9 protein-coding genes are annotated in these 12,407 nt (G+C 55.0%); 4 read left to right on the forward strand and 5 right to left on the reverse strand.

Annotation, left to right across the window (positions count from 1 at the left end):
• Nucleotides 1-9: 9 nt before the first annotated feature.
• The 4 genes from FIU95_RS17885 to FIU95_RS17900 are packed head-to-tail and all read right to left on the reverse strand — an operon-like array spanning nucleotide 10 to nucleotide 3,716.
• Nucleotides 10-855, reverse strand: coding sequence for an SDR family oxidoreductase (locus FIU95_RS17885; RefSeq protein ID WP_152455137.1), 846 nt, complete (start codon nucleotides 853-855; stop codon nucleotides 10-12).
• 1 nt (nucleotide 856) lies between these two features.
• Nucleotides 857-1,528: a TenA family transcriptional regulator gene (locus FIU95_RS17890; protein ID WP_152455139.1), complete on the reverse strand. Its 672-nt coding sequence runs from the start codon at nucleotides 1,526-1,528 to the stop codon at nucleotides 857-859.
• Entirely contained in the window at nucleotides 1,525-3,003 is a 1,479-nt protein-coding gene (locus FIU95_RS17895; protein ID WP_152455141.1) for an AMP-binding protein, read from the reverse strand. The genes FIU95_RS17890 and FIU95_RS17895 overlap by 4 nt, the downstream gene beginning before the upstream one ends.
• Complete coding sequence (locus FIU95_RS17900; protein ID WP_152455143.1) at nucleotides 2,994-3,716, reverse strand: thermostable hemolysin; 723 nt, start codon at nucleotides 3,714-3,716, stop codon at nucleotides 2,994-2,996. The genes FIU95_RS17895 and FIU95_RS17900 overlap by 10 nt, the downstream gene beginning before the upstream one ends.
• 317 nt (nucleotides 3,717-4,033) lie before the next feature.
• Here FIU95_RS17900 and FIU95_RS17905 point away from each other — a divergent pair, with 317 nt between their 5' ends.
• Nucleotides 4,034-4,876, forward strand: a complete 843-nt coding sequence (locus FIU95_RS17905; RefSeq protein ID WP_152455145.1) for a universal stress protein — start codon at nucleotides 4,034-4,036, stop codon at nucleotides 4,874-4,876.
• Between the two features lie 80 nt (nucleotides 4,877-4,956).
• Here FIU95_RS17905 and FIU95_RS17910 read toward each other — a convergent pair whose 3' ends face one another.
• On the reverse strand, nucleotides 4,957-6,603 hold the full coding sequence (locus FIU95_RS17910) for an alpha-amylase family glycosyl hydrolase (RefSeq protein WP_152455147.1): 1,647 nt from the start codon (nucleotides 6,601-6,603) through the stop codon (nucleotides 4,957-4,959).
• A 296-nt stretch (nucleotides 6,604-6,899) separates the two neighbouring features.
• On the opposite strand from FIU95_RS17910, the gene FIU95_RS17915 reads away from it, so the two are divergent.
• The 3 genes from FIU95_RS17915 (at nucleotide 6,900) to FIU95_RS17925 (ending at nucleotide 12,267) form a co-directional block, all read left to right on the forward strand.
• Nucleotides 6,900-7,754: a DUF3014 domain-containing protein gene (locus tag FIU95_RS17915; protein ID WP_152455149.1), complete on the forward strand. Its 855-nt coding sequence runs from the start codon at nucleotides 6,900-6,902 to the stop codon at nucleotides 7,752-7,754.
• 328 nt (nucleotides 7,755-8,082) lie between these two features.
• Nucleotides 8,083-10,080 (forward strand): DUF3857 domain-containing transglutaminase family protein, encoded by a 1,998-nt coding sequence (locus FIU95_RS17920; protein WP_152455151.1) that lies wholly within the window; start codon nucleotides 8,083-8,085, stop codon nucleotides 10,078-10,080.
• A 3-nt stretch (nucleotides 10,081-10,083) separates the two neighbouring features.
• Nucleotides 10,084-12,267 carry an SEL1-like repeat protein gene (locus FIU95_RS17925; protein ID WP_152455153.1) on the forward strand — a complete coding sequence of 728 codons (2,184 nt, stop codon included), beginning with the start codon at nucleotides 10,084-10,086 and terminating at the stop codon, nucleotides 12,265-12,267.
• The last annotated feature ends 140 nt before the right edge of the window (nucleotides 12,268-12,407 follow it).

The following is a 12,407-nucleotide window of genomic DNA, read 5'->3' on the forward strand; positions in this document are numbered from 1 at the left end:
CCGGCGCGCTCAGAGCGCGCCGGGAGCCGTCTTATCCTGTACTGTTGGCGGAGTTCTCCCGCGGACAAATTGGCGAACCAAAGGCAGTTTCTTTGCCAGCGCGCTATCCACAAGAGAGGGCAGGAGCGCATTGACCTTGATAAACAGGCGCTCGGGCCAGCCGATGAAGCGCCTGCGGCCGTGTTTACTCTGTAGTAAACGCAGGCATTGGGCGGCGACAAATTGTGGCGAGTCGGACTTGTTGCCGAGTGCCCGATTCAAATCGTTGACTGCGTCGCTGTTGAGAGGGGTATCCACCGCCCTGGGCGCCAGGTAGTGCACACGCACCTTACTGCCCGCCAACTCCCGGCGCAGGGTTTCGGTAAAGCCGTGCAACCCCGCTTTACTGGCACCATAGGCCCCAAAGCCCGGATGACCGATATGACCAAAGGCCGAGCCGATGTTAATGATGGCGGCGTGTTCGCTGCGCTGTAGTGTCGGCAGCAAATCGCGAGTAAGCGCCATAGGCGCGATCAGGTTGGTGTGTAACAACCTGCCCAGCTCGGCATCACCAATGTCGCTGAGCAGGGAAAAAGAAGCGATGCCGGCGTTGTTGACCAGCACATCCACACCGCCAGGCAGTTGCTCGCAGCTACGCACCAGCTCGGAACGGCTTGCGCCATCACACAGATCGGCCACCAGTACCTGGTGCCTGTCGCTGTGGGGCAGCCCCACTTTTAACTGTTGCAGGCGCGCAGTGTTGCGCCCCTGCAATAGCAGCCGGTGGCCCTGTTCGGCCAGCAAGCGGCTGATGGCACTGCCAATTCCGCCGCTGGCACCGGTAATCAGTACCGTGAGCGTTTCTCTTGCCGTCATATCAAGCGGCCTCCTGCACGTTAAAGGGGTTGTCCAGTTCGCGGAAAATATCCCCATACAGGCGGTACATCACCCGCGAGCAGTGCAGGATCACGGCCTGGTCATCGGGATTATCGATGCGATTCATCAGCCCCTTGAAGAAATCCACATGGCCGATATCCAGATCGCCGTGAGAGAGCAGATAGCTGAATGCCTTGTTGGGCAGCCCGTGGGTTTTCTGAATGGCGCGCGCGGCTTGCGTTGCTACGGCGGTACTGGTGCCTTCAAGCACATGCACCATGCCGAAAAAGCCGAGGGGATTGCCGCGGGCGATGTTGTCATAGGCGTAGGACACCATCAGTTCGGTACTCAGGTTGGGGCGGCCGTTGCGCACCGCTTCCGCATCGCCGCCACAGGCGGCAATATCGTTGAGCACCCATTCCTGGTGACCGGTTTCCTCCTCGATATATTCCGCAACCGCCTCGCGCAACCATTCCTGTTGCTGAGTCAGGCGACTGCCACAGGCCATCATCAGCGGCACCGTGTGCTTGACGTGGTGATAGGCCTGAGTGAGGAAGGCCACATATTCCTGCAAGGCAATCTCACCCCGTGCGGCGCGTTGGATAAAAGGTACCTCCATCAGAGACTGACGGGCGTCGGCAGTTTGCTGTTCAAGCAGATTGTAAAAACTCATGAGGAGATACCTCCATAAAGGCTATCAATAGAATTTTGGAACTGCGCGGCGATGCGATCGCGGCGCGGGCGGCCGTTGGCAGTGAGCAGGCCATCGGCAAACGTTAATGGCGCCGGCAGCGCGGTCCAGGTGCGCACCTGGGCGTAATCCGGCAATTTGCGATTCACTGCCTGCAACCAACTGTCGAGTTGCTCGCGGCTGCTGCCGGGGCGTGCAAAAATTAGGGCAGCACAGTGGGGGCGAGCATCGCCGACCACCACGCACTGTTGCACTATCGGCTCCAGCAGTACTTCGCTCTCAATCCACTCCGGCGAGATATTGCGCCCAAAAGCGCTGATCAGGATGTTCTTGCGGCGCCCGGTGATGTGCAGAAACCCTTCTGCGTCTAATTCACCCAGATCACCGGTGGCGAGCCACTGCGTTTCGCCATCCTCGTCACTATCCAGGTATCCCAGGTAGCGGGGACCGCGCACCATCACCTCGCCATTACGAATGGCGATATCACAGTGAGATAAGGGCAGACCCACGCTGCCTGGAAGGTCAGCGCCTGGCACATTCAGGGCTACCACCGAGCCACATTCGGACAATCCGTAACCTTCATAAACCGGCAAGCCAATACTGCGCGCCTGCAACAACAGCCGGGCCGAGACCTTACCGCCGCCCACGGCGACAAAGCGCACTGAGCTCGGCGGCTGCCAGCCGTTGCGCTCACTGTGTTCCAGCAGCGCCTTCAACATCTGCGGCAGCAGGATCACGCTGTGGGGACGATACTCATCGATACAGCTCGCCAGCTGGGCTACATCCAGACCCGAACTGCCACTGAGGCCCAGGCGCGCCGTAGTCGGCACCACCACCTCACCACCACGCAACCAACTACTGTAAGCCCCGGCCACATTCTCCAGCAGAGTGGCCAGAGGCAGCAGGCACAGGTGCACACGGTTGCCCTGAGGCTGTAGTTGCTGCGCCAATACACTGGCGGTGGTGAACTGGGTTCGGGCTGACAGGCAAACACCGCGCGGCGTGCCGGTAGAGCCAGAGGTAAAAGTGATTTTGGCGGTGTGTTCCGGCAGCGCCGTTGTCGCTTCCGCATGGATATCGATCAGGGCCATACCGGCCAACTCAGCCCTAGCCTGGCCCACCATATCGAGCGCAGTAAAACGTTCACAGCTATCGCTCAACAGGGCCTGCATACCACTCACGCGCAGGGTATGTGCCAGCTGCTGCTGGGAAAAGAAAACCGGCAGCGGTACCAATGTGATCTGCGCTATCTGGCAGGCCAGATCCACTAACAACCAATTGGGACCATTGTCGGCATAGAGGCCCAGCACACGGATCTCGCGCGCCTGCAGGTCCGCGGCGATTTCCTCGGCGGCCGCCAGCAGTTGCCCGTAGCTATATGTGCGCTGCTCGCCCCGCAGCGCCAGCTGTTCGGGGTGATTTGCAGCCTGCTGGCGAATTTGCTCTATCAATTGCATAGATTGGCTCCTCCCGCCGAGGTTTTGAGGACAGGCGACATAGCCTGGGCCGTGGCACGACAGGCCAGCAGAGTCTCGCGGGTGCGGGGATTTGCCAGCAGGGCGCGATGCTCAGCGACCATATCGATGGCGGTCACCGCCGGAGCCGACTCGTAATAGCGACCCCACTCGTTCAGGTTATCCCCCAAACGCCGGCCGTCGGCTTCACATAAAACCGTCTGCCGACCCACCAGTTTCTGCAACAGGCCGCGCACTTCCGCAGTTGCGGTATAAATGGCCCAATGCACACCGGCGGCGGCAAATAATTCAAATAACATCAGGAACAGCATCTGGCTGCCACCGCGGCTGGTGGAGATCAAATTGCCGATCTCGACAATCTCCGTGCGTCTTACCGCACTCCCACTGAAGGCGGCGATCTCCTGTTCCACCGGCTGATCGAGGTACTGCTCCAGGAACAGCGGTCCACTATCGGCGCGGCGCAGCCCGAGGGCACTGCTGAACGCGCTCTCCTGCCAGGCGGATAGCAATAGCGGGGCAAACTGGTTCACCTGCGCACCATAGGTATCGGCAAACTTCTGCGCGATAAATCCCTGCACCCGGCTGTGACCTGCCTGCCCTATACGGGTCAGATCGAAATCCAGTTTGCGCCGCCACAGCCTGCGCTTGGGCAACGCACTCTGGTCCAGGTATTGATAATGTCTTTGTAGCGCCATTGAAAACCCTCTTTGGGAGTGTCACGGCGAGAGTCTACGGAGGCAAAATTAAGGCAAACTTAAGAAACACTGAAAAAACCCCGCCGAGGGTTTCCCTCCCCACCTGGCACTAATCGCACCGGCGGCCGGTCTTGATCTGGCTCAATACAGTCCTTCCCCATTACTTCATCATGCGCCGGCATTAGGGGCTGACTGGCGCGTTATTCAACGTATTAAGACGACTAATTCTCCGCGCCTGAGGCCCCCCGTGATAACGTAGACCCAGGAGTCAACTGCACAAGGCAGGGACCGGAAACACCCATTGATCTGGAGGAAAGATGGAGCAGCAGAGCACCGTATTCGTGGTCGTGGACCCCAACGATGACAAGCATGTGGCCCTGGAGCGGGCAATGAGCACTTCCCGCGGTCGCAACCCGCAGCCGCGCTTGGCGGTGTTTGTCGCGGTGGACGGCGAGGCAGTGGATACCCGCGCGGTGAACGACCACCTATTCCGCGATGAATCCTGGTTCCGCGAGCAAATCCGTGAACCCATCTCCGAGGCAGGGCTCACCTGCGAGATCACCGTGTGCTGGTCCAGCGACTGGCAGGCGGCCATTGTGCAGGAGGCCAAGCGCTGCGATGCGGAAATGATCTACCTGCCGGTACACAAGAAATCCAGCCGCCGTTTTACCTTCGCCGAATCCAAGTGGCGGGTGTTGAAAACCGCACGCTGCCCGGTGGTGCTGATTCGCCCCGGTGCCAAAGCCGCGCGCAAAGTGGTGCTGGCCACCGTCAACTACCAGGCCAAAACCCTGGAGCAGCGCCAGCTGAACCGCCAGATCAGCGAGCGCGCCACCTATATTGCCGGCCATTACGGCGCCGAGCTGCACCTGGTGAACGCCTACCTGGACTCCATGCGCTATCCCGATCGCGGCGCCCTGGCCAAGCTGGCCGATAAAACCGGCGTGCCCACGCACCGCATTCATGTAAAGCAGGGCTATACCAGCGATGTGGTGGAAGCGGTGGCCAAGGAAATTGATGCGGATTTGGTGGTAATGGGCACCCTCAACCAGTTCGGCGAAACCGGCTCGCTGCTGCGCGGCAATACCGCCGAGCGGGTGATCGGCCAGTTGGACGTGGATGTGATGGTGTGCAACCAGTTCACCAACACCGATGTGTAAATTCCGCTAGAAAGCTCTACGAAAAAGCCCGGCAATAATTTGCCGGGCTTTTTCTTTCTCGGGCCGGTTAAAAACCAGGGCTACTTTGCGTTAGCTGAAAGCAGCAACAGATCCCCACCGGTATTAAAAGTCACACTGCCACTCTCAACTTTTGCACGCTCACCGGAATAGTAATCCGTTAACACCGTGCCATCGGCAAACACGCCTTTTACAGAAATACGCTTCTCCCCAAGGGGCAGCTCCATTGCCACTACCACCGGCTGCTCCCCGGCTAAAGTGCGAGCAAAAGTGTAGGGTTTATCGGCGAGTTTTTTGTGCACACCGGCACCCACGGCGGGGTATGCTTGGCGGAACTGGCCGAGCTTCTGCCAGTGGGCAAGCAATGCGCGGGTTTCAGCTTTTTTCAAGTCGTCCCAATTCATGGGGCTGCGCATGGCCGCATCGCCAAAGGCACGGGCATCGGTCATGGGGCGCGCCAGCTCATCGCCGTAATAGATCTGCACCGCCCCCGGTGCCAGCATCAGTTTACTGGCGGCACTGCGGGTCTGTTGGCGCTCGCGGTCGAAGGAGTGGTGGTCGTCGTGGGACCCCAGGTAGTTGAGTACTCCCAGCCCCTTTAACGCGCCGTGATTCAGTGCGGTGGAATAACTGGAGAAAATTTTCTCTGCGGGCTCACCGGCCACCTGGGCAAAATCGAAGTTGATCAAGCTGTCGAAACCATACTGGTAAAAATCCACTTGCTGATCACTGTAATCGTAAATACGGCCGACAGTGGGGCCATAGTTATTCACACCAAAGTGATAAACTTCACCCAGCATAAAGAAATCGCGATCGTCGAGTTTCTGCTGTGGATGTTTTTCTTTCCACTCGGCCAGAGCCAGGTCCGCCTCTTTTTTCAGGATTGCCCAGGATTCTGGCTCGACATGTTTTACCGTGTCCACACGAAAGCCATCCACGCCGTACTCCCGCACCCAATCGGTCAGCCACTTGATCAAGTAATACTTGGGCGCGCGCGGATAGCCGGTGCGTGCGAAAAATGCATCCAGCTCGCTCAGTTCCTGTTGCAAGCGGCCCTCTCGCTGCCACTTATCCACAAGCTGCGGCGGCAGCGCCACGGGCTTATCGCTCTCGGTGAGGATGTCGGTGAGATTAGCGTGGATCGCGCACTCCACATTACCGGCGTAATCAGACCAATCGCACTGCGCGCCTTTGCGCAACCAGCTGGCGGGCCACTCCGGGTCCTTTGCGGTTATCGGGCCGGTGTGATTGAGAATCACATCGAGTAACACACGAATACCGCGCTTGTGCGCGGCCTCTATCAGCTCCGCTAACTCGGCCTCAGTGCCAAAGTTGGCATCCACTGCGGTCCAGTCTTTGGGCCAGTAGCCGTGGAAGGCATAGGTGCGCTTGTCAGCGTCATTGTGACCGTGGATATTCTCGATCACCGGGGACATCCAGATGGCATCTACCCCCAGATCGTTGAAATAACCCGCCTCAATCTTCTCGATCACACCACGCAGATCGCCGCCGGCGAATCCACGCAGGTGTGCCGCGTCATCCTTGCGGCCATAGGGAAAGTCATTGCTTATGTCGCCGTTATTGAACCGGTCCGGCAACATGAAATAGATAGTGGCATTGCGCCAAAAAGGGTCGACCACTTCAGCGGCTGCAGCAATCTGCACAACCCCCAGAAACAGGCCCATCAGTAGGCTGGTGAATTTAACCATTGTTCCCTCTCTTATTCTTCGCGCTCAACCGCTCTTATGCGACGCGCACATTTTCACTGGTCCACTCTAATCCGCAATGGAATTCATACATCCTCCCAAGCGGGGGCGTAATCGGTAGGAAAGAGGGAGCCGAACAGAATCTGTAACAATCTACGCAACAGGCAGAGAGTGAATCAAATCCCCTTTGCGATGGGCTCCTGTGGAGAGTAAGGTAAAACCCAGGCATCACGGAGAAACCGAAGCGCTTTGCCGTGGTCAAAGGGTCACATTCTGATAGCAGCAAAAGGAGGCAGGGAATGTCGGAACAACAGTCTAGGCATGGGTGGATCATCGGAATTATTGTGGTGATCGTCGTCGCCGCGGCAGCCTATTGGCTGTGGACTGGCGAAGAAAAAAAGAAAGAGGTTCCCCCTACCAAAATCATTGAGGAGCCCCAAAGCACCCCTGAACCAGAAACACTGGAACAGCCTCAGGAACAAGCCGCCACCCCGGAGCCCCAGGAACCCGCACCGGTGGAAGAACCCAGCAGAGAACCCCCACCGCCTCTCAACGAAAGCGATAAGGCCGCTTATGACGATCTGATGAGCCTGGCCCCAGACAACGCCCTGTCGCGCTGGCTGGTGAACGATGAGGTGGTGCGCAAGTGGGTGGCCGCGGTCAACTCTGGCTCACGGGGAGACCTGATCCACAAGCACCGCCCACTGAAAACCATTCGCGGCCCCATTATTGTTACCGGTTCCTCAATGGAGGGCTATGAATTATCACCGGACAATTATCGCCGCTACGATCAGCCGGTGCGCCTGTTCGCCTTGATGGATACCGACACCGCGGTTGGCCTCTACCAATATTGGTATCCGCGCCTGGCGCAAGCCTATGGTGAACTGGGTATCCGCAATAAAACTTTCCACCAGGTGGTGATCGAGGCAATTGATAAGGTACTCGCGGCCCCTGAGGTCGAGGGCCCGATCAAGCTGGTACGCCCGTCGGTCTACTATAAGTTTGCCGATCCCAAGCTTGAAAAACTGCCTGGTGTACAAAAGCTGATGATTCGCATGGGCCCGGATAACGCCGCACGCGTGAAGGAAAAGCTCAAGGAGCTGAAGCAAAAGCTGGAGGCTATGCCGGTTCAGCAGCCGGAACAGGCCCAGTAATCGCTTGAGTATCATCGAGCCCTCCCGTAGGAGGGCTCGATGTAACACGTCCGTTCTTCCCCATTCACATCCCCCCAGATCCGCCACCGGCTCAATATATTCTGCTTAGGGGTTGGGGTATATTACCGGCACACTTGGCGGTTAACGAAGTACTGCCGCCCGGCTCTGTAGCAGGATCTACAGGCGACTATCGAGAGGCTCAGGAGGAGCTAGCGGTTTGCCGGAACCGACCGGTAATTGCCTTCGCTTCCTCTTAGCTCCTTTAGCTCCCTCCGTACCTTGAATGAGTGCCTGTTAACGCCCGCTGTCAAAACTATTGAGGCTCACCTTGAAATATCGTTTCCTCGGCCAATTGTTGGCTGCCACTCTTTTCCTTGTCACCTCATTTGCACAAGCTGCCCCGGAGCTGTTATTCAGTGCCACGCCAGAATGGGTGGAAATTTTACAGCCGGTGGAATCAAAGCGCCCGGCGCAAGGCAGCGTGCGTGTGCACCTCTCCAATTCCCAGATCCGCCACAGGGGAAAAGAGCAGCAGTATTACTTCCAGGTAATGGTTGAGCCCCTGAATCAGCAAGGTGTCAGTGAAATTGCCGAGCTGAGTTTCAGCTTCTTCCCAGCTTTCCAAAAGCTGTGGGTGCACGATATCAGTGTACAGCGTAACGGTGAGCGACTGGATCGCCTACAAAAGGATGGCTTCAAGCTTTTCCAATCTGAGCAGGAGCTCGCGAATAAACTCTACTCCGAACAATGGAATGCACTGTATATACTGGAAGATATTCGCCCCGGCGATATTATCAGCTACGCCTATACCATTGAGGGCAGCAACCCGATTTTTGCCCGCAGCGACTTTGGCCGTTTGTACCTCTCCTGGCCCCAGGCGGTAGATCGCCGCTTTGTGAAAATTAGCAGCGACAAGAAACTTAATTACCGATTTAACCATCGTGAATATCCTGTCCACAAAACCCAGCAACAAAATAATTACGCTTACACCCTGGACTTGCGCGATGTTGCGGGAGTGCCAATGGAAAGCGAATATCCATATTGGCACGACCCGCTTAATTACATCCAATACTCCAGCTACGACAACTGGGGGCAGGTGAACGACTGGGCCCTGGGGCTCTACCAAGTCGACCGCTCATTGCCAGAGGCATTAAAAAGAAAACTGGATAACTGGCGGACACAGCTGGGGCTTGAGGCTGCGGTCAGCAAGGCTATTGAATATGTGCAGGAGGATATTCGCTACTTTGGCATTGAGTTGGGTATTAATTCCCACCAACCCAGAACACCCCAGGAAACCTTGGAAAAACGCTATGGGGACTGCAAAGACAAAGCGCTTTTACTAACTAGTATGCTGGCACACATGGGAGTGCAATCCTACCCCGCCTTGGTCTCCTCTTCCCGTGGGCGGGATATCGGCGAGGATATTCCCTCCCCCGAGACTTTTAACCATGTGATCAACCTGATCGAACTAAATAATCGGGAATACTGGGTGGATGCCACGGCTTCAGGTCAGGGTATCGATATAGAGAATAAGGGCTTTTTCGATTATGAATTGGCACTTCCCATTGCCAAGCAGACCCGTGCCCTGAAAACCGTAGAACCTAGCTCAGAACAGGTCGCCAGCTACAGCGCCCGTATCGAAGAACAGTATGATATCAATGCGGCGGAAAACCGTGCGAAACTCCAAGTACGCTCTCATTTCTCCCACCTGAAAGCCGAGCAGGTGCGCCAATTCTTCCTTACTGCAGATTCTGAGCAAATCAAAAGTAGCTATACCAATTTTATCGCCGGTTATTATCCGAGCGTAAGCACCAATCCAGAGATCACCTATAAGGATAGCCTGCAGGAAAACCAGCTGGAGGTATCCGAGCATTACCAAATCGGCGACTTTGCCCAGCTGAGTTCCGCGCGCAAGATATTTTCCTTGTATGGCTCCGCTTTGGTACCCTATTTATCCAAGCCTCAACGCCCTATTCGCCAAAGCCCCCTGGCGCTGACACACCCAGTCGATGTCCAACAGAGTGCGACTGTGAATATTCGCGGGGAGCTTCTCTGGCAGGAGGAGCTGGGTACCACCACTATCGACAACCCCTGGTTCACCTTTACTCGCAATGCCAAACTGGATAACGGCGCACTTCTGGTGGACTACACCTTCAAATCCAAAACCGATCATGTGGAACCCCAAGATGTGCCCAACTATTTGGCACAGTTCAATCAGCTCGACAAAGCACTGCAGTATAAGTTTTGGGCTAAAGGGGAGGCTTCCTCCGAGCGCAATAGAAGCCAGGAAATGAAAAACCTGATTAAATCCCTAATCAGGAAGTAAGCCATGAAGAAGCTGCTGATTTTACCCACCCTATTCTTACTGGCTTCCTGCGCCTCCCAGACCGCGGTCCAAACACCCGCAGATCCACTGCAGGCTTTAACCGAGCAGGTTGCGCAAGCACCGGATTCGGTGCGATATGCTACCTATTGGAGTGAATATTTAAAATCACCCCAGCCTCTCAGAACCTTAGAGGCACAAGATCGTTACCAGTCAGAAATGATAGAGCTGGAAAGCGGCAGGAAAACCTGTACAGAAATAAATTGGGAAGAAATAACCCTGCTCAACAGTATCTCGCTACTGCCACACCTGAGCGCCGCCGAATGCTATGAATCTGCTGGCAATAGTGATCAGGCCAACTATCACCAGAATATTTTTAACTTTATCGCCACAGGAATACTGTCATCGCGCAGGGGCGATACGTTCTATAGCGCCTATGAAATAGCCAGTTGGGCCGACGCTGAGGACCTACTCAGCATGTCTGGCTATGAAATACTCGATAACTATTTTGAATTTGCCGCGAGTCGAAGCGGCCTGTATCGAGTTTACAATGTGCGCGATCCTGATAGCGGCAAAGTACGCAAAATATACTTTGATAACAGTCGTTTCCTCCATCGCCTGCTCGAAATTCAATACCCCTTTGCCGGTCTCTCTGACTCTTTGTATAAAAGCATCATTCAACCGTTGGCAGAGTCTGACTATGCCGCACGCCACGCCGTTGGACAGGTTCAGGAAGCTGAGGGGGAATTCCAGCAGGCGGAGCAAACCTACTTAGAAGCCATTGGCATGGGCTCTCTCACCGCGAATATTAGCCTTGGCAATCTGTGCCTCGAAGGCAACAGCACCATGTTTGCCGTGGATGAATGTGCCCAACTCTTTGTTGCCGCTGCAGATTTGGGGCTACAGGAAGGTAAAATTCTACTCGCTTATATCACCACTATTGGACTGGGTATAGAAGTCGATACAGAGTTGGCCAGGCAGTTGTTGGCAAGTGCTGCAGTCACCATGCTCAAGGGCGAGGCCGAGTACGCAATGGCGCTATTACTGGCATCGAATCAATACAATATGCCGAGAACGGAGTTAGCAGAGCACTACCTGCAACTATCCGCCCAGCAAGGCTATGCCCCGGCACTGCTGGATCTCGCAGGCTCTCATATGATAGGTAAGCCGGGACAAGAGGAAATCTTCGCAGACCTGATTAGCCAGGCGGCGGAAAAGAACTATCCCCCTGCACAATTTTACTATGGGAAATATCTGCTTGAGGTCGCTGGAAACGACCAGATTCAGGAGGGAATACATTTTCTACAGCAATCGGCCGGTGCCGGATTCCCCGCAGCACTTTATTTAAGGGGAAGAATTGCAGAAAACGGTCTCTACCAACAAAAGGAAGATGAACAGTCCGCGCTACGGGACTTCGAAAAGGCAGCCCTAAGCTGGCACCACCCAGCACAATTTCGTATGGGGGTACTCAATTCCACTGGAAAACTTGTACCGACCAATCACGAACTCGCCTATGGCTGGTATGCCCTCTGTGCCAAGATAAATAATCTCGAATGCGTGACCAATCTGGGCTATGCCTCTGCTATGGGTGCCGGTGTAGAGCAGGATTACCATCGGGCAATTAAAATCTATCAATACGCCGCACAGCAGGGATCGGCCAGGGCCAGCTACAACCTGGGGTTACTCTACCAAAACGGACAAGGTGTTGAAAAAGATCTACATCAGGCGAGGCAATATCTAACGCAAGCCGCCGAGGCGGGCTCCACCGAAGCAATGAACGCTCTGGGGATACTTTATCTCAACCAAAGTGAAGGCACACAAGATTATGCAGAAGCATTAGCCTGGTTTGAACGCGCTTCAAAACATCACTCCATGTATGGTCTTTATAACCAGGGGCGAATGTATGAACAAGGGTTGGGAGTAAACAAGGATCAGGAACAAGCTCTTGAATTATATAAAATCGCTTCTGAACTCGGCCATACGGGAGCCTCTTTAAAGCTGGCCAGAGCTTACAGCTCCGATGAGCTTAAAGAATATGATCTGCAAAAGGCCCTACATTTTTTAACATTGGCCTCTGAGCAGAGCGGAAACAACATCGTCAGAGAAACCCTACTTAACTGCCAAAAAGCCCAATATTGCAGTGAGTTGGATATAGGCAAATTGGTTAGTCTCTTATCAAAAGCTGAATAATTCCCCCCAGATTTACTGGTAAAGCGGCCAACCGTCAAATTGGTCGCTTTACTTCCACCTATGTACATTAGTGACAAACTGGTGACATAAAGAGCAATTTTTAGCCTGAAATTACAAGGCTATAAGAATTAAATAAATAT

The sequence above is a fragment of the Microbulbifer sp. THAF38 genome, assembly GCF_009363535.1.
In the GTDB taxonomy this organism is placed as follows: Bacteria; Pseudomonadota; Gammaproteobacteria; order Pseudomonadales; family Cellvibrionaceae; genus Microbulbifer.

Coding starts and splice junctions, on each gene's coding strand:
- FIU95_RS17885 (WP_152455137.1), bottom strand. CDS start 855: ATGACGGCAAGAGAAACGCTCACGGTACTGATTACCGGTGCCAGCGGC.
- FIU95_RS17890 (WP_152455139.1), bottom strand. CDS start 1,528: ATGAGTTTTTACAATCTGCTTGAACAGCAAACTGCCGACGCCCGTCAG.
- FIU95_RS17895 (WP_152455141.1), bottom strand. CDS start 3,003: ATGCAATTGATAGAGCAAATTCGCCAGCAGGCTGCAAATCACCCCGAA.
- FIU95_RS17900 (WP_152455143.1), bottom strand. CDS start 3,716: ATGGCGCTACAAAGACATTATCAATACCTGGACCAGAGTGCGTTGCCC.
- FIU95_RS17905 (WP_152455145.1), top strand. CDS start 4,034: ATGGAGCAGCAGAGCACCGTATTCGTGGTCGTGGACCCCAACGATGAC.
- FIU95_RS17910 (WP_152455147.1), bottom strand. CDS start 6,603: ATGGTTAAATTCACCAGCCTACTGATGGGCCTGTTTCTGGGGGTTGTG.
- FIU95_RS17915 (WP_152455149.1), top strand. CDS start 6,900: ATGTCGGAACAACAGTCTAGGCATGGGTGGATCATCGGAATTATTGTG.
- FIU95_RS17925 (WP_152455153.1), top strand. CDS start 10,084: ATGAAGAAGCTGCTGATTTTACCCACCCTATTCTTACTGGCTTCCTGC.